Origin of the sequence: Methanosarcina sp. UBA289 (assembly GCA_002496565.1) — an archaeon.
GTDB lineage: Archaea > Halobacteriota > Methanosarcinia > Methanosarcinales > Methanosarcinaceae > Methanosarcina.
The window spans coordinates 25547-48561 of record DAKJ01000015.1 but is presented as its reverse complement, the minus strand read 5'-3'; the positions used below and the strand labels follow the sequence as shown (position 1 = coordinate 48561).

Below are 23015 nucleotides of genomic sequence, written 5' to 3'. Positions count from 1 at the left end.
TGCGCCCCATATCAGAAAGCAAGTTTCCTAAATTGTTGAGTGTCATTGCTACATCTGATTGGTAAGATAAGTTTTCGGGGTCGTTTTCAAGGAGATTTTGAGAGATTAGAAGGTGTAGTTCATAGCAATTTTTTGCTTGAAGAAAAAGTCCCGTGTTATAGAAAAGATTTCCAAGAGTAATAATTTCGTCAAGGTTCATCTGAAGAATTGACTGATAAAACTCGTTATCAGGATCATTTATAAGAAGCTCTTCAGCAACTTCTATGGCAAAAGAGTGGATATTTAGAGCTTCTTCATATGCTCCTATTACCTGCATTAGATGTCCTTTTAAAGCCTGAATATATAGAAAAAATATCATACGCTTCAGCCTGGCCTGCGGCTTCTTCGACTTTTTCAAGCGCTTTTAAGGCTTCCTCTTTTTGATCTCTTTGAATTAGCTCTAAAGCTTCATTAAAGGAGGTTATTGCTGAATCTCTCAAACTCTCTGACATAATAAAAGATAAATTCAGGATAGCTTAAACATTTTGTTTTTTTACTATAGAGTTGTAGCAAAAGTGCGTGAATAAGAGATGGTTTGCTTCTTATTCTTTGCACACAGGGAAAAGGTAAATAATGTGAACAGAGAAATGAAGTAAGAATAAGATCGAGATTCGGGGGAAGGGTAGAATCGAGATTCTTGAAATTAGAAAACGAGAAAAAATATACCTCCTGCTTGTGAGTATCTTTCTCGCAGCTATCCTCTTTTATACCTTGTATATCGGCCAGCTTCTCTGGGGCATAGTTATTGATGTTCTCATTCTGAGACTCTATTTCCTTATGAAAAGAGAAAGGAGTTACTTTAGGGAATGTCAGCTAGATGAAAAAGAAGCCGGAACTCCGCTAGATCCTCAGATGAGGAAGAGAGTTCGGCTTGCAAATATTCTTATTACTCTCTTCGTGCTTGGGCTGGTTGTTTATTCATACTTTACTTTCCAGTTTATCTCAGGAATCGTTGCAGGCCTGCTGATTTTGCTTTATGTGCACATGCTGCTGTTTTCAAAGGAGAACCTGTAAAAAGTTGAAGTGTTCGGATTTTTGCGGATTTTAAGAGATTATAGGCTCTATGACGCTATCCTCTATGACTCAGCTCTCTATGATGCTGCCGGCGCATTTGAGATAAAAACCTTAAAGCCTTTCCGAATTTTCCGGATTTTCTTGTTCTTCCAAAGTTTCTGTTTTTTCCTGTTCTTCCAGGGTTTCCGGATTTTCCAGATTTTCAGGCTTTTCCTGTTTTTCCAGGGTTTCCAGTTTTTCAAGTCTCTCCCGGGTTAAAGCAATGGCATCTATAATAGTTGCATTTTCGGGCTGCTGGGTGAGGATGTTTTCCTGCATGGAAAGAGCTTTTTCAAGGCTTTGTTTTGCAGTTCCGCAGTTTTCCGGACTCTGCTGGATCAGGCATTTTCCAAGCTGACTGAGCGCGACTGCAAGTTCGGCTTGATAGCCCAGGTTGTCGGGCTTTTCTTCAAGAAGCTTTTCGTAGAGCTCAATCGCCTGCCTGAGGACTTCACATGCTTCCTCAAAAGAACCCATGTCCGTAAGGAGAGCTGCATAGTTGTTCAGGTTCTCGCCGGCAGTAGATCGGAAGACTGCATTTCCAGGATCTTTTGCCAGAAGATTTACATAGGTCTCACGGGCCTGAGCATAATATTCAGCAGCTTTCGAATTTTCGCCTTTCCTTTTAAGAAGGTTTCCGGTATTGCTCAGGGTTGTGCCCATGTAGTGCTTGTAATCGTTATTTTCAGGGTTAGTTTTAAGGAGTTCCGAACCTGCATCAAGCGCCTTTTCATAGGTTTCGAGGGCTTCATCATACTTTGACTCAGTATAAAAGATGCCTCCGCGCATAAAAAGAATATAATATACGGCGTCGGTGGCTTTTGCTTTCCTTGCAGAGTCTTCGGCTTTATCTAGGGTTTCAAGGGCTTTATCCATCTTGCCTTTTCGGATCTGGGCTACGGCACTGTGAATTTGCTTTAGAAGGAGAAGATTTTTTACCTTGCTTCTGGACATAAGAGAAAAATGCCTCCTGTTTTTTAAATAGCTGTCGATGCCGATTTATGAATAGCCGGCTGGACATAGCTTAGACTTATCTCCTAATTACCTCTAATTTAGCTCTGAAATGGGATGAGCTAGCGCTAAATCATTCTGAGCCAGTTCTGACTAACTCGGAATTAACTCGTATATATTTTTTAACTATTAGGATCCAAAACTAAATTGGCTCTAAATTAGCGAACGATGCTCAATGTATTTATAGAGGAATATCATAAAAGAGCTGAAACTATCATTAAGCAATGATTTGAAAATTGATTATCTATCGCGTTTTCGAGCCAAATAGGTAATTAGCAAATAAGTATATAATAAAAGGTTTCTATATTATACATTTAGTAGTAGGTTAATTTTATATACCGAAAGTCTATATAATTAGTCGAAATATGGATGGGGTCACAGTAAATCGAGAAATTCTTTATTGTGGCATCCCGCTTTTTGCCAATAATTTTATCATTAAATAGATCATTTTTTCGAAAACGTCAAGTATATATATCGATCAGTAACGTCTATTCAATAACGTTCGAATATGTGAGCTAACCATGGTATATAATAATAATCAGAACATAGACGAGTCTTCGGGGAAGATGGACGAACCCGCTCAAAATATTGGCGAGCCCGTTCAGGATGGAGACAAGTCTGCGGCCGACCAGAAGAAGGATGAATCCGGTGGGGGTATGACTGGGTTTGAATCCAATCAAGTTAAGGCCGAGTCTGAGTCCGATCAGGACATGGATGAAGATATTGATATCGGCTTCCAGTTTGAAAATACTTCTAATATCGATGTACCCAAACTTCTTATTGACCAGGTGCTGGGGCAGGAGCATGCCGTAGAAGTCGTGAAAAAGGCAGCTAGCCAAAGACGGCATATCATGATGATAGGGACTCCAGGAACAGGGAAATCCCTGCTTGCAAAAGCAATGGCAGAACTTCTTCCTAAAGAAGAACTCAAAGATATCCTTGTATATCCTAACATGGAAGACCTGAACAACCCCAAAATAAGGGAGGTTCCTGCCGGAAAGGGCAGAGAAATCGTCATGGCTCACAAGATGGAAGCCAGAAAGAAAGCCCAGGCTCGGAATATGCTCATGATGCTTTTTGTTGTGGGTATTATCATTTACTCTTATTTTGTTGGTCAATTACTCTGGGGCATTATTGCAGGCATTATGATTCTCATGCTAACCCGCCAGTTCTTGCCTAAAGAAGAAATGATGATCCCGAAAATGGCGGTTTCAAATTATGACAAAGAGCACGCACCCTATATCGATGCCACCGGAGCTCACGCAGGGGCTCTGCTTGGGGATGTGAGGCACGACCCGTTCCAGTCAGGTGGACTTGAAACTCCTGCTCACGACAGGGTAGAAGCCGGAGATATCCACAAGGCCCACAAAGGTGTACTCTTTATTGACGAAATCAATACTCTCAAGCTGGAATCCCAGCAGAGTCTCCTGACTGCTCTTCAGGAAAAGGAATACCCAATTACCGGGCAGTCAGAGAGAAGTTCAGGCGCTCTTGTCAAAACTGAGCCTGTACCCTGCGATTTTATTATGGTTTCTGCAGGGAACCTCGATGCCGTACAGAAGATGCACCCTGCGCTTAGGTCAAGAATAAAAGGTTACGGCTACGAAGTATACATGCGGGACTCCATGGAAGATACTCCTGAGAACCGGAAGAAAATGGTTCGTTTCGTTGCCCAGGAAGTTGTTCGGGACGGACATATCCCTCACTTCGATGAAGGTGCAGTGGAAGAAGTAATACGGGAAGCCCGTCGGCGGGCAGGTAGGAAAGGCCACCTTACTCTCAAGCTTCGTGATCTTGGCGGGCTTGTACGTGTGGCAGGAGACATTGCCCATTCCGAAAGCGCTCCATTAACAACCGCAGAGCATGTACTAGCAGCAAAGAGAATCGCAAGATCTATAGAACAGCAGCTTGCAGACAGCTACCTGGAACAACGCAAGGAATACGAATCATTCCTCAGAAGAGGGTCTGCTGTGGGCAGGGTCAACGGGCTTGCGGTCATGGGTGGAGACTCAGGAATCGTACTCCCTATCGTGTCCGAAGTCACCCCTGCAATTTCCGGAGCTGAAGGACGAATTATAGCAACAGGTAAGCTAAAGACAATTGCAAAGGAAGCAGTGCAAAACGTCTCTGCTGTGATTAAAAACATGACTGGTACGGATATATCCAGACATGATGTCCATATTCAGTTTGTAGGAACCTACGAAGGTGTGGAAGGAGACAGTGCATCGGTTTCCATTGCAACAGCTGTCATATCTGCCATCGAAAAGATTCCTGTAGACCAGACTGTAGCGATGACAGGCTCCCTTTCAGTGAGGGGAGATGTCCTGCCTGTAGGCGGAGTTACATATAAGATTGAAGCTGCGGCTCAGGCTGGGATGAAGAAAGTCATTATTCCAAAAGCAAACGAAGCTGATGTCCTTATTGAGAAGGCATACAAGGAAAAAATCCAGATCATTCCCGTTTCCTCCATTGCGGAGGTAATGGAACACAGCCTTGTGGGCCCGAAAAAGAACTCAATTATCGAAAAACTCAGAAATCTTACAAAGCTCAGCTTCGATATTCCTGAGGTTTCACCCGCTTCCGTACAGGCTAAGAATCTTTTTGGGTGCAGGAACTGATCATGACAGGCATTATGCAGGACATTAAATTTTATGACTGCAGGGTAATTGAGGGCAGCTCCACCTCAATTATTCTGGATAACGGAAAGATCGAAGAGATATCCAGAAACTTTACACGGGAGGCCGGTGTAAGGGCCCTCTGTGGTGGTTCTTGGGGTTATACGTCTGTGGAAGGAGAGATCGACCTCAAACAGGGCGTTGAGGCGGCCTCAAAACTTGCTTTTTCTATGAATGCAAATACCCCCAAGGAAGACGTAGAACTTGCAGCTATAAACCCTCCGGAAGTAGAGAATCTCCCTGAAGTCAGAATTGATCCAAGGGATGTCTCCATTGAGGAAAAAGTCGATCTTTTAAAAAGCATAGAAGCCAGCGCGAAAGTAAAGGGCATCAACAGTACCAAAGTAATGTACCTGGAATCCGAGTTTAAAGTTGAATACAGAAGTTCTGATGGTATTGAATGTGCTTATGAGCTTCAGAACGTCGGCTTTGCAGTTTCGGCAGTTGCTTCGGAAAGCGGAGTATACCAGGCAGGCAGAGAAAGCCGCTTTGGATACGGATACGAACTCTTTGAGAAAGAGAACGTGCTGGAACTTGCCGGCAAAGCAGGAAATACTGCAATCGAACTCCTCAAAGCGAAGACCCCTAAAGGCGGAGAAATGCCTGTAATTCTTGACCAAGAACTGGCTGGCGTCTTTGCCCATGAAGCTGTTGGGCACGCATCTGAGGCTGATCTTGTGCTTGAAGGAGACTCAATCCTTGAAAACCGGATCGGAGAACAGATTGCATCCCCCCTTGTTACGATTATCGATGACCCTACCCTGCACGAGTTCGGATACTATCCTTTTGATGCCGAAGGGGCACAATCAAAAAGGACAGAAATAATCAAGGACGGAGTTTTCAATTCCTATCTCCACTCCCGGGAAACTGCAGCGAAACTTGGAGGAACTCCAGGGAACTGTAGATCTCAGGGTTATTCGATGCCTGTTGTCAGGATGAGTAATACCTTCATAGATAATGGAGATGCCAGGTTTGAAGAGATGCTGGAAGAGGTAAAAGACGGCATGTATCTCATAGGCTCGAGAGGAGGACAGGTGAATACCGGCGAAGGGATTTTCCAGTTCAATGCCGAAAAAGGATACCTGATAAGGAACGGGGAGCTCGCCGAACTTATACGGGACGTCTCTCTCTCCGGCAAAACTCTTGAGATTCTCAACCATGTGGCCCTTGTGGGCAACGACCTGAAAATGACTGCAGGCAGATGCGGAAAAGCCGGGCAGCTTGTATCCGTATCAGATGGTTCTCCTCACCTTGCGATCTCAAAAGCCCTTGTGGGAGGTGCCTGAAGATGTACGAGCTTGCAAAAAAAGCCCTCAGACTTGCAGAAAAGGCAGGGGCTGAAGAAGCCGAAATTTATTACGCTGCAAATCACTCAACAGGCGTGAATTTTAGAAAAGACGCCCTTGAGAATGCTAAAGACCGTTTCTCGGAAGGCATAGGAATCCGGGCTATAGTAAACGGAGCTGTTGGCTTTGCCAGCACGAATTCGGCAGCACAAATAGAAAGCGCCGTTGAAGTTGCCGTTGCCGAAGCTAGGGTCAGGGAAAGCGACCCTGACTGGGTAAGTCTTCCTTCTAACGAGAAATATCCCACAGTCTCGGGCATTTTCGATAAAAAAGTCGAGACTCTGGAACTTGAAGCCTGTATTGACTATGCCCTGGAACTTGTTGAAGGTACAAAAGAGATCCCAGGCACGCTTCCGACATCAGGAGGTTTTACCCGGGCAAAGGGCAAGCAACTTATCCTGAACACCAACGGCATAGAAATTGAAGAGGAATCGACAGCTGTTTCCGGCTTTGTGGATGTCATTACAGTAAACGGGCAGACCTCTACAGCCTATGATTTTGGAATTTCCCGTTCTCTAGATATTGATTTCTTTGTTCTCGGAAAGAACGCAGCCGAGCTTGCGCTGAAGTCCAATGGGGGGATAAAGATCGAACCTCAAAAGACTGATGTGATTTTCCATCCATTTGCCTTCGCGGATATTATTGAGGAAGCGCTTGCTCCTTCGCTTGATGCGGATAATGTCCAGAAGGGAAGGTCAGGCTTGATAGACAAAGTAGGGGAGGACCTGGCAGTGCCGGAACTCAGCATCTACGATGATGGGTTGATTGAAGCAGGGATTGAAACTTCTGCTTCGGATGACGAAGGTGTTCCCTCGCAGCGTACTACCTTGATTGAGAAAGGTGTGCTTGAAACTTACCTGTATGACAGTTATACCGCAGGAAAAGCAGGCGTAAAGAGTACAGGGAATGGCTCAAGGTCTTCTTACACAAACCCTCCTTCAGTAGGGCTCAGAAACTTTATTATTGATTATCCTCAGTCGGATGTTATTGCTGATACGCAATCAGGGGTTTTCGTAAATACAGTAATCGGTGCCCATACGGCGAACTCGATTTCAGGGGATTTCTCGGTAGAAGCCAGAAATGCCTTCACAATTAAAGACGGTGCTCTTGATAAGCCTATAAAATCCCTTATGATTTCGGGCAATGCTTTCGAACTCTTAAAACAGATCACAGGGGCAGGCTTTGATGTCCGGAAAGTCGGAGGAATAATTACACCTTCTATCCGGGTTTCGGATATAAGTGTTATAGGTTAAAGGCTCTTAAAGAGCCTTCTCTTTTTTCAAGAATTGATAAGTTCACTTGATAAGTTGATTAATACTGGTCTGGGGATTTAATATAAATTATTTTACTTGAGAATCTTTTTTATATTTTATATCCTGCTTTTGGCAGGCGTGATAAGGAGCTATACTATGAACTGCGTCACACTCTACCTTTTTCATTTGTGGTAATCCTGCTGTGACATGCATAAATGGCAACGTTTGTCTGTGGAGCTCAAGTAATAGTATCTAGAAATCAAGAAACTTGACTTTGATAATTGGTTAGGACATGACCCTAATTTACAGAAGCATAAAACCCATTTATGCATTAAAATATGTGCTTCTGTCAAATTAGGTTTTAAAGTCTGCCTGCCGATACAGGTTATATGCAATTGTGGCTATAGGTTCTTAATACATATTCTCCAGTAATTATATACTTCTAATTTTATATGGCAGCATACATAATAATTATCGTATTTTTTACAGGTAGACAAAATACGATCAGTAAAATACGGCTCTGTGTTGTTTCGAGTGGGAAATTGAGTGGGAGATTATTTTCCGAATTTGAACTACGTTGATCACACAGAATACTTGATTCGAAGAAACAATTTTGAATTTTTAGATTAGTTTTTAAATAAAAAGGTGAAGATAATGGAAACGAAAGCCAAGTGGACGTACATGGTTTATATGGCCGGCGATAATAGTTTATCAACGGCTGGAGATGAAGACCTTAGGGAAATGAGACAAGTCGGCTCGAGCCCTGACGTTAATGTTTTAGTTCAATTTGATAACGCGGGTAATAAAGGTACCAGACGTTTCTATATTCGACGCGGAGGAATCAATGAGAAGGTTGAAGAACTAGAGGAAACTGACTCTGGAGATCCGAATGTTCTCAAGGATTTCATAGCCTGGTCTTGTGATAATTATCCAGCCGACCGCTATGCATTGATTTTGTGGAATCATGGTGGAGGTTGGGAGCCAAGTGATTTAGATAGACTCGCTAGGTGCGAGAGAACAAAGAATTGGAATACCCGTGAAGCAAGTTATATGACTGCGTCAAAATTAAAGAAAACCTTCTTCAATACGACTGTCAGTGAAATCCTTAATCTGGATTCCTCGAATTTGAGGGCCATCTGTAGCGACGATGGATCAGGCCATTCTCTAGACACGATAGAGCTAGGTAAAGTCCTTGCTTATGCAAAAGAAAAGCTTGGACAACCATTGGATATTCTGGGTATGGATGCTTGCCTCATGAGTAACCTTGAGGTGGCCTATCAAGCAGAGCCACACGTAAAATATATTGTTTCATCTGAGGAATCCGAACCCGGAGAGGGGTGGCCGTATAGTTCTATACTTAATATACTGGATAAAAATCCGGGAATTTCAACACCAGAATTTTGTTGTGAGATGGTCAAGGCTTATACAAAAACTTATAATGAATGGGGTCAGTCTGATGTGACTCAGTCAGCTTTTGACCTCTCAAAAGTTAAGGATGCCGCAAAGAGTTTAGATTCACTGGCTGAAGCATTGATCGATAAGATGCCTGATGTAATCACAGCAATTGAAAGAGCTCAAAATAAATCGAAGAGTTTTTTTTACTATACGCTGTGGGATGCATCTAATTTCTGCAAAGTATTATCAGGTTTAACTCCGGACAGTAATGTAAATCAAACGGCACAAAATGTCGTCCAAGAATTCAAAGCTAATTCGGGAAAATTCATCATTGCAGAATCACATCTCGGAAAAGACTACGATCAATGTTGTGGGGCGTCAGTTTATTTAATTCCACGTCCTCATTGCGTTTCCAAATATTATGCAGACTTAGAGTTCGCGAAAGACTGCAAAAATTGGCCACTTATGCTTCAAAAATACCACGAGTATTGATCGGGAAAAATTGAAAATTTATTTTTTATACTGAAGGCCCTGGTCGTGCATTATTAGGTGGTTGATATTTTGTCTTTGAGTGTTTTTGCTTAGTTTCATCTGTTTTCTAAGCTTACCGGTGTACAGGAAATTGAATGTGCATAAAGTAGAAAATTAAAGCGGAATGCGAATAATGAATACTCGGAAAAATATCAACCGATTATTTGTGGATCGCCAAAGATCTTTTAATGTGTTTAATATTCAGTGCATTCCAAAATCAATTTATTTTCAACCAGTAAGAGTTCCAAGGCTATTTTTCATGATTAAAAACTCAACTGGTTTCCGGAATATGGGCTTGAGAGAAGCAATTTTGAAGCTTTGGGATGAGCTCACAAGATATCATTCTTTAAACGTTTCGTATCTTAACTGAATATAAATGAAAATCTTCTAAATGAAAATCTCTTATTGTTATTATTTTTCAATTTTATTTCTCAGCTTAGCCTTTTACAACCATTACCGGTATCTTTGAATGCCTTACTACCTTTTCAGCTATACTTCCCATAAGGAACCTGTCAAGCCCGGTTCTTCCAAGTGTTCCCATTACTATAAGGTCCATACCTTCCTGTTCTGCGAATTCCAGAATTTTGTCTGCAGGATATCCCTCAAGAATTACAGATTCTACATTAATGCCTGAAGCTTTTCCCGCCTCCTCAACGGAAGTAACAGCTTTTTTAGCTTCAGCCTCAAGAAATTCTCTCAATGAGCCTTCCCACCCGAAATCTCTCGGAGAATAGCCTGTCTGGACAATTACATATATGGCATAAAGCTTTGCTCCAGTGAGTTTAGCAAGCTCAACTCCTGCCTCAATTGCTTTTCCTACCTGTTTTGAGCCGTCGGTTGCAATTATTATCTTTTGGTAATTTTTACTTTCCAACTAAAATCCCCCATTATAACAACGGAAATTTTTCATATAAGATTTTTACATAGAGTTTTTACATACAATTTTCATTATATCATTTTCATTATATTATACAAACCTATATCCAAGAAATTTTCAATTGTACCTCCGGATATATTCTCATATGTAAATATCTTCTAGATTTGTCTACGCTTTCCGGAAATATATAATAATCCCTTATGGGGTATAATTGTTATATAAATTACTCTTTAGTAAACTTTTTGTTAATTATTATTAAAATTACCCGAATAGAACAAAAGAAATAAGTACTGTTTTAATATTGTTTATTTTAGTTATATGTGGACAAAAAAATCCGTAAATTTGAATATATTCCGGGTCACTCTGGCACAAAAGGGCATTAGATTTTTTATGCACCAAAATACTTATATAGCATAATCATTAGAGAGAGGATTAGTGAACGGGTAAGCTCAAAATCAAATATTATTGACAATAATTATATCCAACATATTTTAACCTCCTCCAAAACCCCCGTTCACTGTTATTGGTTTTTATATTTTTTCTTAAGTATATACAAGTAATTTTTAGTTATTTTTACTCTACTTTTCTTTCATCTACTTTTTAATCATCTAGATGTCTTATTCTTTAAAGAAATCTCTTTAATTATGATTGAGTATACGACAATCTGAAGGCTAAGTTTGAGTTCCAAAAATAAGCAGACTTAGCGTTAATTATCATAAAGAGTAAAACCTTCCAATATAGATAGGTGATAGATATCCCCAAGAAAAGTCTGGACTCCCATCCTGAAAAATTTGGTCCTTATATGCGTATCTGACATATTAAACAGCTTTTCCCTTTACCACAAGTACCGCTTTTTTTGAGTGCCTTACCACATTTTCGGCCACGCTTCCGAGCAGGAACCTTGGAATTCCAGTTTTTCCTAGTGTACCCACGACAATAAGATCAATATCATTTTTTTCTGCAAAATCGACAAGCTCATTCGCAGGACTTCCTTCCAGAATTACAGATTCGACCTCAACATTTGCAGCTTTCCCGGATTCTTTAACATAAGCTGTGGCCTCCCTGCCTTCATTCCTGAAGTATTCGAGAGTGATCCTTTCCCACCCTACATCCTTGGGATAGGGCATTGAAAGTCCTCCCAAAGTAATCACATACACAGCATACAGTTTTGCTCCGGTTATCTTTGCAATTTCAACTGCTGTCTCGACCGCTTTTCTGACAGATTCCGAACCGTCAGTTGCAACCATTATCTTTCTGTAAAGACTGTTAATAGTATCTGACTCCCCATTTTCTTTTAAATTTTTCATATTAATATGCAAGGTTTGTTATATATTACCATCCAGTAAGGAAGCGGTGGCGCAGATAGATCCAATTGCTTGTAGCATGCGCCAGCGCAATTCTGTTTATCTTGCAATTTCCAAAGCAGTCTAATTATGCTTTTTCTTCAAATCTCGTTAACTTCAAAGAGAATAAGAGCATGTGTTGGGCAAGCCTCGACACAAGCAGGTAAATCCCTGCTCTCGCAGAGATCACATTTTATCCCCACTTCAGCTTGCCTGCTAATTACCCCACGATTGTGATTCATGGAACTTGTCCAGCAACCCATAACAAGAATCAATTGATATAGAGAACTGAAGCGGGAACATACCGTAGAACATCTCCAGCAATCTACGCAACGGTCCGGGTTATGAATTACAGTGCTAGTAGTTTCGTCCTGGTAGAGAGCTTTTGTAGGACAAACCGAAACACAGGGCGCATCTTTACAGTGACGACAGGTGATCGGAAGAGAAACTCCAAGGTCAGGGACATGCTCCAGGTAGATGCGTTTTTTTGGAGCTGGTTTTTCCCCTATAGCTGAAAAAAGGCTCTTACTCTCGGAATGTGCAACAGCACATGCAATCTCACATGAGCGGCAGCCCAGGCAGCGTTCAGGCCGAATCATTACGTCCTTCATTGTAAACCATCTCTTAGTCCAGGCCTAATGCCTTTCTTTTTCCATCAATATGCTCAAGAATCAGATCTGCAGCTTTAAAGGGATCAGGCTCAACTGCAAAGCTTGCTCCGACCACGCCGTTCAAGCCCCCTGTCAGTAGGGACGTAACAGCCTGACTTCCAAGAACAGCCGGAATAGTACCGAGCACGGTAAATACGCCTGATGAAACCACATAAGCTCCGATACTGACTGCCTTTTCGCTCATCCATTCAGGGGCTGCTCCTGCTGCTGGAAGATCGCTTATATCCACACCCAGACGATTTGCAATCACGGATGAGAGCACAAGAATACGGCTGATATCAACACAGGAACCCATATGCAGGACAGGGGGTATGCCCAGAACCTTACAGACGGCTTTTAGCCCATCTCCCGCAAGTTCGGAAGCTTCTGGCAAAAGCAGCCCTGCTTCGGCACAGGCAATTGCATTACAACCGGTTGTGACCACAAGCACATTGTTTTTAATCAGTTCTTTAACAAGGTTGATATGCCCGTAATTGTGCGTGACTTTTACGTTATTACAACCGACAACAGCCCCGATTCCCCGAACTGCCCCGCCTTTTATGGCTTCAATGAGAGGATCAGGGCTTCCTCCAAGAGCATTAAGGATAGCCTCGGCACTGAAACCGATCATACACTCCTGCTTTTCATCAGGTATGGTAACTTTTTCTGGAACTCTGTTAGGGAAATTTTCAACGGCAGTCCTTACGATCTCTTTTGCGGTTTCATAAGCTCTGTCCTCATGGAATTCCATTCTTACGGTATTAGGAAAATCAGCTTTTGGGGATGTAGATATGAACTTTGTGTGGTAGCAGCCTGTAAGTTCTCCAAGCGAGGGCATGACACACTGTACATCCACAACCATAGCTTCCACAGCACCTGTAATCACTGCCAGTTCCTGTTGAAGGAAGGTTCCTGCTATGGGAGTCCCATGCCGCATCAGGGTCTCGTTACCAGTGCAGCAGATCCCGGCAACGTTGATTCCTGCTGCGCCCTTTTCCTCTGCAAGTTTAAGGAGCTCGGGATCTTCTGCAGCTTCCACGATCATTTCAGAGAGAATAGGTTCGTGCCCGTGAATGATTACATTTACTTTGTCCTTAGACAGTACCCCAAGATTAACAGTACTTCTTCTAGGCTGAGGGGTTCCGAAAAGTATATCCTGGACATCAGTGGCGATCATCGAGCCTCCCCAGCCGTCGGAAAGTCCTGTGCGCAGTCCTTGCAGCAGAATATGAACCGCATCATTATCCACACCCATATGAGTCCTGTGCATGCATTCCACGATTTCCCTGTCAATTCCCCTGGGCTCTATTCCAAGCTCGGCCCAGAGTTTGAACCTTGATTCGGGAGCTCTTCTGGTACACAGGAGGTGACCGTCCTGTTTCCCAAATTCCTGAAGAAGTGTGTCTGCGAGTCTGGATGCAATTTCTTCCAAACTTCTCCCTTCCGAGGAAATTCCATACTCCGAGGCAAGAGATAACAATTTTGCTTCGTCTTTTATCCTGTAACTTCCTGCCTCTCCCTCACTCATTTTCTTAAAGGTCAGTACAGCATCTCTTGCATGGTCGGAATGAGCCGCTGCGCCTGCAGCAATCGTTCTCAGGAGATTTCTTGCAACTATGACATCTGCAGTAGCGCCGCAAATCCCCCTTTCAGCTCCTTCCCCAAATGGATCTATCCTACAGGGACCCATATTGCAATTCCGACAACAGACTCCTAGCTGCCCAAAACTGCACTGAGGCAATTGCTTTTCATACCTGTCCCAGGCGGTTTCAATGCCTTCTTCTTCGGCTTTCTGTAGCATTTTCTGGCTTGCAAGGTCAATAGTTCTCTCACATATTTCCAGCTTCATCTAACATCCCACAATTTTTCTCTATTCCTTTTGGAACTATCCAAAATTTAGGTTCAAGCTTCCCGGGTTCAAGCTTCCTGATGAAGAATGAATCCTGAAATCCATGACCTGAATTAGTCTAACCTGACTGATTCTTTACTTCTTGATTTCCAGCCCAATCTATCTCAAACTGGAGAATCTGGAAAAAAACACTTTAGAAGTATCAAATGTTATTGTTTTATAAACTTTCTTAAAAATGTCGCGATTAAATTAAGATACAACGAATAACATTCAACAAGACGGATAAGATTCAAATCATAAGTGTCAAATCATAAGTGTCAAATCATAAGTGTCAAATCATAAGTGCCTGTAAACATATAGATTACCTTAAAATAGGAGGATGAATTGAATACGGTTAAATAATGGGATAAAGTTTACATCCGCATGGTGGAAAAGTGAAGATTAGAAACAACTATCTATCTTTACTATAATGAAACTCTGTCTCATCATATCGGAAAAGCGGTTTTAACGGTGAATTTTGGTGAAAAAAGATCTTATGGATATTCTGGCCTGCCCTGTATGTAAGGGCGACCTAATTTTGAACGTTGTCGAAGAAAACGATGAAGAGGTCATATCTGGAACTCTCTACTGCCCTGTATGCAAAGAGCATTATCCTATCGATGAGGGAATCCCAAACTTGCTTCCTCCTGACCTCAGAAACTGACGTGAGGGTAAAACTTGCAGCAGATATTCCAGAATGTTATTATCAACCGACAGGAGATAAACTCAATTGAGTTTGAAAAGGAAAGCGTTGAGATTTCTCTTTCTCCCGGCGAAGAAGAAACTTTTGAAATCCTGATAACAAACTACGGGTCTCCAACTCATATACATTTCTCAGTAAGTGAGGAATTAAAAGGCCAGATAACTTTCCTGAGAGATAATCCATATGTGCTTCAAAAAGAGTATGTTTCCGTAGTTGTAAGAATTCCGCAAGAAGGCAGGGTGCTTACTGAAGGGCAGATCTATATTACAGCGGGTTATGGTTCAAGAAAGAAAGGTTTTCCAGTCCAGCTTGGAAAAATTGATCCAAAGCCACAGGAGCACTCAGAAGATGAGTCCTATACAGGGAATGAAAATGAAGAATTGAGTTCTCAAAGGCCCTCATTCGCACTACCTATAAAGAGGAGTTTTCACCCAAAATCAGGAAAAGGGCAAGGTTGGCTTTCATCTTCTATCCGTAGAAACTTTACAGTAAGCTCTTCAGATTTCACAGGAAGAAAAACCCACAGTAACGTAAGTGGGAACGAAAAACGTTCTCTGAATATAGCTTTTGGAGGGCTTTTACTACTTATATGCTTATTCTTCCTCTACTTTATGCTACCATCAGGCCTGCAGTTTAAAGTCAGTTTTGCTCAGTCGCTTTTGTTTTCAATACTTTTCGTGACCTGTATGATATACACCTTGCTAAAAATTGCAGAAGAAAACTAAATTCTTTATGATAACAATAATTTTGAACCCAGAATTTACATTCTTTTTGAACCTGACATCTACTCAATTCACCTCAGGTTCATAAGTGAGGATCCTTTTAGATTCATAATATAGAAAAGCACGGAAAATCCATTTCAAATGTTAAAATTGTGGAAGCGTTGAAAAAGGGAAAATTAAACTTTTCTCGACTTTTTCTTCCTCATTCCGAGCTTTTCCGGCTGCCGGTACTTTATGTCAGTAATTATAAATTTGTCATTTTTTACTCCGGTCTGTCTTATACTTTCATTTTTTATTTGAGCCTGTTCACGTTTAGAAGTTGGGAGGAATTTTTATACCATAAGGATATTGGTATTGTGTTCTTATAAGAGGATAAATTACAGACTTCTTACTCGTTATAATTTGATTATTTCCTGTCTACCACATATTATACATTTAGTAGTCTGAAACCGCTATTAGGAAAACTATTGAGGAAGCTTATCCATGAAGTATATCGTAGTTACCGGTGGGGTGATGAGCGGTCTTGGAAAAGGCATTACCATCGCATCCATTGGCAGAAACCTTAAAAACAAAGGTTATAAAGTTACGGCTATCAAGATTGACCCTTACATCAATATAGATGCAGGCACCATGAGTCCCTACCAACATGGGGAAGTCTTTGTGCTTAAGGATGGAGGGGAAGTTGACCTGGATCTTGGAAATTATGAGCGGTTCCTTGATACAGAACTTACAAGAGACCATAACCTTACTACAGGCAAGATTTACCTGGAAGTAATTTCCAAAGAAAGGAGAGGGGACTATCTCGGAAAAACTGTTCAGATCATTCCCCATGTCACAAATGAGATCAAAAACAGGATCCGAAAGGTCGCAGCCAGGAGTGGGGCTGATGTCTGTCTTATTGAGATAGGAGGGACTGTTGGAGACATTGAGAGCATGCCTTTCCTTGAGGCTGTACGCCAGATGCACAGGGAAGAACCTTCAGAAAATATTGTATTTATTCATGTGACCCTGGCTATGGAAGACCTTCAGGGTGAGCAAAAAACCAAGCCTTCCCAACATTCCGTAAAGGAACTTCGGGCCCTTGGTCTCAGCCCTGAAGTAATCGTTGTAAGGTCAAAGTCTCCTCTTCAGGAAAGTGCCAAAGAGAAAATCGCCCTCTTTTGTGACGTTCCTCAGGAACTGGTTATCAGCGCTCATGATGCCGATGATATTTATGAAGTGCCTCTTGAGATAGAAGAGCAGGGATTAACCACCCAGCTAATGAAACATCTGCAACTGGACTCCAGTGTCGAAAATGGTGCGTGGAAAGAAATGGTCGCAAAGATGAAGTCCACAACCAATACGGTCAAACTGGCAATCGTCGGAAAATATACTAATCTTGAAGACTCATACCTCAGCATCCTTGAAGCTGTCAAACACGGAGGAATTAATAACGGATGCAGGGTTGAAGTCAATATGGTTGAAGCTGAAACTCTGGAAGAAAATCCAACCGAGATTGAGAAGCTAATACAGTATGATGGAATTCTGATCCCAGGCGGCTTTGGCGGACGCGGCACAGAAGGCAAAATAATGGCAATTAAGTTCGCCAGGGAAAACGATATTCCATTCCTCGGTATCTGCTTGGGAATGCAGCTAGCGGTCATTGAATTTGCTAGAAATGTAGCTAAACTTGAAAAGGCAAATAGTACAGAATTTGATGAAGATACTCCTTACCCTGTAATTGATCTCCTGCCTGAGCAAACTGGTGTTTCAGACATGGGTGGAACTATGCGCCTTGGGGACTATGAGGCTATCCTTAAAGAAGGATCTGTTGCCGCAAAAATCTATGGAACCAATTACATAATCGAGCGCCACCGCCACAGGTATGAGGTTAATCCTGAGTTTATTGACAGGCTTGAGTCTTTTGGCATTCTCTTTTCCGGCAAAAACAAAAACAGAATGGAGATTGCCGAGATTCCTGGAAAGCGCTTCTTCTTTGGTTCTCAGTTCCATCCCGAGTTCAAGTCAAGACCTGGAAGGCCATCTCCACCATTTAACGGTCTTGTTGCGGCAATGTGCAAGTACAGTAAAGGAAGAGAAGGACGATAAAGCAGTTAAAAGCCATTTGAGGGAATCTATCTTTTTTAATTCCCTTCATTATAATTATTTTAATCCTGTGTTGAATAAACTTCAATCTTTAACCAAACCTGACACCCGGTCAAAAAGATTTATTTGGCGGGAAACTGATAAATACATTTACAACTGAAAGTTGATAGTGCGAGATCTGTTAAGGCATCTCACATCACTAATGCTGTAAAGCTCTCGCAATTTCACCGATATTTATGAAGGTACGTATTATGGCAATGTCTAAAAAAGATTTAGAGAAGAAGAAAAGCGCTAAGAGAGAAAAGCTAGAGGAGCTAGAAAAAATGGCTTCTGCAGGCAGCAAGGACGCTAAGAAGAAACTTGCAAAGGAAAAGAAGAAAAAGTAATTTCTAATAAGTTTTTCTTTTCTATATAGCGTGTGAGAAGATCTGGGGACTATTCACCCCGATCAACACCAATTTTTAAGTATAACTGCAAAGCAGTATTATCAAATATAGAATCTCTTATAGAATCTCTTCTTTTCTCATCTTGAACCCTTTACTTTTCGATCCAAAGATTTCTTGGTTTATCTTTCCTTTTCCCTGATTTTTATCGTCTTTTTGTGAATTTATTCTCTGCAAAAGACACGTTGCTTAAGCATATTCTCTTTTAAACATGAAAATTATCCAAAAATAATAAGCCTCAGGTAAAAATTAAAACATGAAGGGAAAACGAGGCATAATCTCCATCTGTAATTTAAGATTTAAACTTAATAAAATAAGTATAATTAAATAGAGTCAATAATTACATAAGCCCATTACTTAAGCACATTGAGCTCTTATTTAGGCTCAATATATAGTTTAATTAATTAAGTCCATTTTCAAGTCGATGTTAGCCATACCTAATTAAAAGCAGGTTAAAACAGCGAGCACAGGTTATTGGTATGTTCTGCGGGGCAAATTATGAAGATAAGTAAAGAGTCCAGTAATATCCAGAAAGTTGAGTTCTCTCAAGAAAAAGACAAAATTGACGTAAAGAGTTGATACCACGATTGAGCTGATAATTAAAGCATTCTGGCTGATGCTTCCAGCATACCTTCCCAACCCATTTGCAGCTGTTTTTGGCGGCGGAAAACCAATTGACGGAGGCAGGACTTTAAGGGACGGGAGAAGGATTATAGGAGACGGAAAAACCTATAGAGGGCTTTTTTCAGGTATTTTTTTTGGAGTGCTTGCAGGTGGCATCCAGATCTGGCTGAATTCAAAGGGTTTTGAGATTCTGGGAATCGAGATGCCAGCTTTCGGCCTGAACTATACTGAGGCTTTCAAAGTTGTCCTTGCCCTTGCCTGTGGTTCGCTTTTTGGAGATATGTTCAAAAGTTTCTTCAAGCGCAGGATGGGAATGAAAAGGGGAGCTCCGCTTCCACTTGTAGACCAGCTGGACTTCGTAATTGGAGCCTGGGTCTTTGCATACCTTACAGCCCCAGAATGGTTCGTGAGCAATTTTACACCCTCAATAATGATAATTATCCTAATCACAACGCCTCTGCTGCATCTTACAACAAATATAATAGGATACCTCACAGGTATAAAAAAAGAACCTTGGTAAGCTTATTAGCTTTAACCGGATTCTTAACAAGAACTTTTCAAAAAACTAATCAAAAATATGAAGATTTAATCCGTTTACTCGGTACATTTAATAGAAAATAGCTAATAAGGCTGCAAACAGGTAAGACCATGAACAAATCTGAAATAGATACGGAATTAGAAGCACAAAAACAGGAACTGATCGCAGCCCTCAAAGCCTGCGGAGCCATCCGCTACGGAAATTTCACACTTGCCTCGGGAAAGAAAAGCAAGTATTATATAGACATAAAAAAGGCCAGTACTGACCCTAAAACTCTGAAACTTATAGCACGGCAGGCAGCATCCAGGATAAAACAAATGGATGTAAATATAATAGCAGGAGTGGAACTTGGAGGTGTGCCGCTGGCAACTGCAGTTTCTATGGAAACCGAACTTCCCCTGCTTATAGTCCGGAAAGCTGTAAAGGACTACGGTACAAAGAGCAGATTTGTAGGAGACATTAAACCTGAAGACAGGCTTGTAATGCTCGAAGACGTAACGACAAGCGGCGGCTCGGTCAAGAACGCAATTGAGGTTGTCAGGGAAACCGGGGCAAATGTCAAATACGTCATCAGTGTCGTGGATAGAGAAGAAGGAGCAATAGAAAACTTAAAAGAGGCAGGTACGGAACTTGTGCCTCTTGTGAGTGCAAGCGATCTTTTAAAGTAAGGAAGATGTAAGAGCATTTTCCTTTACTAAATTTTTTAGATTTTACTCTCAAACCCATTTGTCGCTGCAGGAAGGCACTCAAGAACGTTAGCAAAACTGGAGTGATAAGGTTCAAGACGACTACGTCAATAATTTCTTCACGAGACGCACCCTTGTTCTTTGCCATTACTATGCAGCTGTACTCTCTGTGGATTTCAACTATCAGTTTGAATGGCTATGACCAATTGCTTTGTTTTAGCATCAAGAAAGGTTCTCTAGGCTTCGATAAGCTCATTAAAACGTGCCACTAGCTACTTCTGGATACTCTCGCTACTTCTGGACACCCTCTTTGGAAGATTTTATATATGGATTTTGGTTCGTGATTTTATTTTTTGAAAGAGTCTAACCATTTCAGTCTAATAAGTTTCGATTATTGGAGACGTTGGAGTAAAATTTTAAAAATGTTCTTAAAAAGAGAGATTTTTAGTTAAGTTTGAAGCCTGACAACAAGAAGATATTTATTATAAGAAATAGAGAACTAGGAAGTCCTTCAGTATGTTTCTGATTAAAGAGTATTGTCAATAAATTGTCAATAAAAACAAATAGCTGCACAAAGCAGCATTGAAAGGTTTTAAGGACTGGAAATCCATTACCTTTTCTTATCTATCTTACTTCATCTTATTTCAGTACATAAAAAACCCATAATAATACTTGAATATAAAATTAACCTTTTTAAAGTCAGGAGAATAAAAATGAGAATTTTGCTTATTGGCGGAGGCGGAAGGGAACATGCAATCGCCAAAGGTATCAAGAAAAGCGAGCATAATCCCTCTCTTTATGCGTTAATGGCGAAAAAAAACCCCGGAATAGCCGCCCTCTGTGAGGATTTTCTCCTTGAGAAGGAAACCGAAGTTGAAAAAGTCGTTGAGTATGCAAAAGCCAGAAAGATCGAAATGGCTTTTGTAGGGCCTGAAGCCCCTCTTGCAGCAGGAGTTGCAGATGCTCTCTGGGATGCCGGAATTCCGGTTGTAGGGCCTAAAAAAGCCTGTGCAACAATAGAATTTGACAAGGCCTGGGCAAGAAATTTCATGAAAAAATACGGAATCGAAGGCTGCCCTGCTTATGAGGTTTTTACAGAGGAAAAGCCTGCACACGCTTTTATAGAAAAACTGGGAGATGTAGCAGTCAAACCCTCAGGCCTGACAGGGGGTAAAGGCGTAAAAGTTATGGGAGACCAGCTTCCTGACCTCGAGGCTGCCAAAGCTTACACAAGTGAACTTCTTGAGAAAGGAGCTGTGGTCATCGAGGAACGCTTTATAGGAGAGGAGTTTACGCTTCAGGCCTTTGTGGACGGAAAAAGCCTTGTTTTCTTCCCTGCCGTGCAGGACCACAAAAGAGCCTATGAAGGAGATGTCGGACCCAATACAGGCGGAATGGGTTCATATACCGATGCAGGGGAAATCCTGCCTTTTATGCTCCCTGAAGATATTAAGAAGGCAAAGAAGATTATGCAGGATACTGTAAAGGCCCTCTCTGAGGAAACCGGAACAGGATATCAAGGCATTCTCTATGGACAGTTCATCCTTACAGCCAGCGGCCCCAAAGTTGTTGAATTCAATGCTCGATTCGGTGATCCAGAAGCCATGAACGTGATCCCCCTAATTGAAACCGACTTTGTAGAAATCATGTCTGCGGTGGTAAAAGGAACACTTGAGAATTTGCCTGTAAGCTTCAGTAAGAAAGCAACTGTATGTAAATACGCAGTTCCTGCAGGCTATCCTGATAATCCTGAAAAAGACAGCGAAGTAATTGTAGGAGATATAGGAGAGGCTTCCATTTATTATGCCAGCGTCTATGAAAAAGAAGGAAAAGTTTACACAACCGGCTCCCGTGCCATTGCAGTTATCGGAGTCGCTGATACTATAGTCGCAGCCGAAAAAATTGCTCAGAATGCCCTTGAAAATCTTCACGGTAAGCTGTTTTTCCGAAAAGATATTGGAACTGCTGCCCTTATCCAGAAAAGGATTGATCATATGAAAGAGCTTAGAGGTTAACTACACTGAAAAAAATAAGGCAAATTGACGAAAATAGCGAGGCTGACTGCCTGAAATATACCATAAAAGTACGGCGTGAAAATAAGTACTATGCGGTAGTATAAAGTTTAAGTTCAACCAGAATGAGGTAAATTCAGCTAAAATCGAGAAATTCAGCTAGAATAGAGTAAATTCAGCTTGAATGAAGTAAGTTTAGCTAGAGTAAAGTCGGGGTTGAAGTGATGAAGAAGGATGTACTTTCGATAACTGACCTGTCCAGAGAAGAGATTTATGAACTCCTCGAATCGGCCTTAGATCTGAAAAAAAAACGTAAGGCTGGAGAACCTACAGAGTTCCTGAAGAATAAAAGCCTCGGGATGATTTTCGAGAAAGCTTCCACAAGAACCAGAGTCTCCTTTGAGGTTGCAATGACTGATTTTGGAGGACACGCCCTTTACCTGAATTCCAGAGATATTCAGGTAGGAAGAGGCGAGACTATTGAGGATACTGCCAGAATCCTCTCAGGCTACCTTCACGGGATCATGGCCAGAGTTATGAGCCACGAGACAGTAAAGAAACTAGCCGAGTATTCAACTATACCCGTAATTAACGCGCTTTCGGACCGGGAACACCCCTGTCAGATCCTTGGTGACTTCATGACCATAATGGAACATAAGAAAAAATTCGAAGGTCTGAAGTTCGCTTGGGTAGGAGATGGAAACAATGTCTGCAACTCAGCCCTGCTCGGCTCGGCTATTATGGGAATGGAATTTGTCGTCGCATGCCCGAAAGGATACGAGCCAAAAGCCGAATTCCTTGAAAAGGCAAAAGCCATAGGAGGCAAGTTTACAATTACGGATGATCCGAAAGCTGCTGCAAAGGATGCTGATATCATTTATACGGACGTCTGGGTCTCCATGGGCGACGAAGCCGAACAGGAGAAACGTTTGAAGGAATTTGCCACTTTTCAGGTCAATACTGAACTCCTGGAAGTCGCAAAACCTGATGTAATAGTTATGCACTGCCTGCCAGCCCGTCGAGGCCTTGAGATTACGGATGAAGTTATGGACGGTCCGAATTCCGTAATTTTTGATGAGGCTGAAAACCGTCTGCATGCTCAAAAAGCACTTATTCTAAAATTGATGAGATGAAAATTTCA

At 41.6% G+C, this 23015-nt stretch carries 19 protein-coding genes and 1 pseudogene; 13 read left to right on the top strand and 7 right to left on the bottom strand.

Annotated elements, in window-relative coordinates:
• Together BP549_RS04540 and BP549_RS04535 are read right to left on the bottom strand one after the other, a co-directional pair.
• Nucleotides 1-316: pseudogene (locus tag BP549_RS04540) on the bottom strand (tetratricopeptide repeat protein); the annotation flags it as partial.
• A complete protein-coding gene (locus tag BP549_RS04535; protein ID WP_292378519.1) occupies nt 294-491 on the bottom strand; it encodes a hypothetical protein in 198 nt (65 codons plus the stop codon). The pseudogene BP549_RS04540 and the gene BP549_RS04535, both read right to left, overlap by 23 nt.
• Before the next feature lie 223 nt (nt 492-714).
• Here BP549_RS04535 and BP549_RS04530 point away from each other — a divergent pair, with 223 nt between their 5' ends.
• Nucleotides 715-1053 carry a hypothetical protein gene (locus BP549_RS04530; protein ID WP_292378516.1) on the top strand — a complete coding sequence of 113 codons (339 nt, stop codon included), beginning with the start codon at nt 715-717 and terminating at the stop codon, nt 1051-1053.
• 111 nt (nt 1054-1164) lie between these two features.
• Here BP549_RS04530 and BP549_RS04525 read toward each other — a convergent pair whose 3' ends face one another.
• Nucleotides 1165-2046: a tetratricopeptide repeat protein gene (locus tag BP549_RS04525; RefSeq protein ID WP_292378514.1), complete on the bottom strand. Its 882-nt coding sequence runs from the start codon at nt 2044-2046 to the stop codon at nt 1165-1167.
• A 578-nt stretch (nt 2047-2624) separates the two neighbouring features.
• Here BP549_RS04525 and lonB point away from each other — a divergent pair.
• The 4 genes from lonB to BP549_RS04505 all read left to right on the top strand — a co-directional run bounded on the left by lonB (nt 2625) and on the right by BP549_RS04505 (nt 9264).
• The gene (gene lonB / locus BP549_RS04520; protein ID WP_292378513.1) at nt 2625-4721 is read left to right on the top strand and encodes an ATP-dependent protease LonB; all 2097 of its coding nucleotides are present in this window, start codon (nt 2625-2627) and stop codon (nt 4719-4721) included.
• A 2-nt stretch (nt 4722-4723) separates the two neighbouring features.
• The gene (locus BP549_RS04515) at nt 4724-6064 is read left to right on the top strand and encodes a TldD/PmbA family protein (protein ID WP_292378510.1); all 1341 of its coding nucleotides are present in this window, start codon (nt 4724-4726) and stop codon (nt 6062-6064) included.
• 2 nt (nt 6065-6066) lie between these two features.
• On the top strand, nt 6067-7377 hold the full coding sequence (locus BP549_RS04510) for a TldD/PmbA family protein (protein WP_292378507.1): 1311 nt from the start codon (nt 6067-6069) through the stop codon (nt 7375-7377).
• A gap of 654 nt (nt 7378-8031) precedes the next feature.
• The gene (locus BP549_RS04505; RefSeq protein WP_292378505.1) at nt 8032-9264 is read left to right on the top strand and encodes a clostripain-related cysteine peptidase; all 1233 of its coding nucleotides are present in this window, start codon (nt 8032-8034) and stop codon (nt 9262-9264) included.
• Between the two features lie 475 nt (nt 9265-9739).
• On the opposite strand, the gene BP549_RS04500 is transcribed toward BP549_RS04505, so the two are convergent.
• The 4 genes from BP549_RS04500 to cooS form a co-directional block, all read right to left on the bottom strand.
• A complete protein-coding gene (locus BP549_RS04500; RefSeq protein ID WP_292378503.1) occupies nt 9740-10177 on the bottom strand; it encodes a universal stress protein in 438 nt (145 codons plus the stop codon).
• Between the two features lie 821 nt (nt 10178-10998).
• Nucleotides 10999-11487: a universal stress protein gene (locus BP549_RS04495; RefSeq protein ID WP_292378500.1), complete on the bottom strand. Its 489-nt coding sequence runs from the start codon at nt 11485-11487 to the stop codon at nt 10999-11001.
• A 137-nt stretch (nt 11488-11624) separates the two neighbouring features.
• Nucleotides 11625-12134 (bottom strand): 4Fe-4S dicluster domain-containing protein, encoded by a 510-nt coding sequence (locus tag BP549_RS04490; RefSeq protein ID WP_292374675.1) that lies wholly within the window; start codon nt 12132-12134, stop codon nt 11625-11627.
• A gap of 13 nt (nt 12135-12147) precedes the next feature.
• Nucleotides 12148-14022 carry an anaerobic carbon-monoxide dehydrogenase catalytic subunit gene (gene cooS, locus BP549_RS04485; protein WP_292378497.1) on the bottom strand — a complete coding sequence of 625 codons (1875 nt, stop codon included), beginning with the start codon at nt 14020-14022 and terminating at the stop codon, nt 12148-12150.
• Between the two features lie 520 nt (nt 14023-14542).
• Here cooS and BP549_RS04480 point away from each other — a divergent pair.
• The 8 genes from BP549_RS04480 (at nt 14543) to argF (ending at nt 23007) form a co-directional block, all read left to right on the top strand.
• Nucleotides 14543-14725, top strand: a complete 183-nt coding sequence (locus BP549_RS04480) for a methytransferase partner Trm112 (protein ID WP_292374679.1) — start codon at nt 14543-14545, stop codon at nt 14723-14725.
• Nucleotides 14726-14739: 14 nt separating this feature from the next.
• The gene (locus BP549_RS04475) at nt 14740-15489 is read left to right on the top strand and encodes a DUF7524 family protein (RefSeq protein ID WP_292374681.1); all 750 of its coding nucleotides are present in this window, start codon (nt 14740-14742) and stop codon (nt 15487-15489) included.
• A 480-nt stretch (nt 15490-15969) separates the two neighbouring features.
• A complete protein-coding gene (pyrG, locus tag BP549_RS04470) occupies nt 15970-17574 on the top strand; it encodes a glutamine hydrolyzing CTP synthase (protein ID WP_292378496.1) in 1605 nt (534 codons plus the stop codon).
• 248 nt (nt 17575-17822) lie between these two features.
• On the top strand, nt 17823-17957 hold the full coding sequence (locus tag BP549_RS04465; RefSeq protein WP_292374683.1) for a hypothetical protein: 135 nt from the start codon (nt 17823-17825) through the stop codon (nt 17955-17957).
• Nucleotides 17958-18609: 652 nt separating this feature from the next.
• Nucleotides 18610-19158, top strand: a complete 549-nt coding sequence (locus BP549_RS04460) for a CDP-2,3-bis-(O-geranylgeranyl)-sn-glycerol synthase (RefSeq protein WP_292378832.1) — start codon at nt 18610-18612, stop codon at nt 19156-19158.
• A gap of 128 nt (nt 19159-19286) precedes the next feature.
• Nucleotides 19287-19844: an orotate phosphoribosyltransferase gene (pyrE, locus tag BP549_RS04455; RefSeq protein ID WP_292378493.1), complete on the top strand. Its 558-nt coding sequence runs from the start codon at nt 19287-19289 to the stop codon at nt 19842-19844.
• Between the two features lie 731 nt (nt 19845-20575).
• Nucleotides 20576-21877 (top strand): phosphoribosylamine--glycine ligase, encoded by a 1302-nt coding sequence (gene purD, locus BP549_RS04450; RefSeq protein WP_292378491.1) that lies wholly within the window; start codon nt 20576-20578, stop codon nt 21875-21877.
• 221 nt (nt 21878-22098) lie between these two features.
• The gene (gene argF / locus BP549_RS04445) at nt 22099-23007 is read left to right on the top strand and encodes an ornithine carbamoyltransferase (RefSeq protein WP_292378487.1); all 909 of its coding nucleotides are present in this window, start codon (nt 22099-22101) and stop codon (nt 23005-23007) included.
• The last annotated feature ends 8 nt before the right edge of the window (nt 23008-23015 follow it).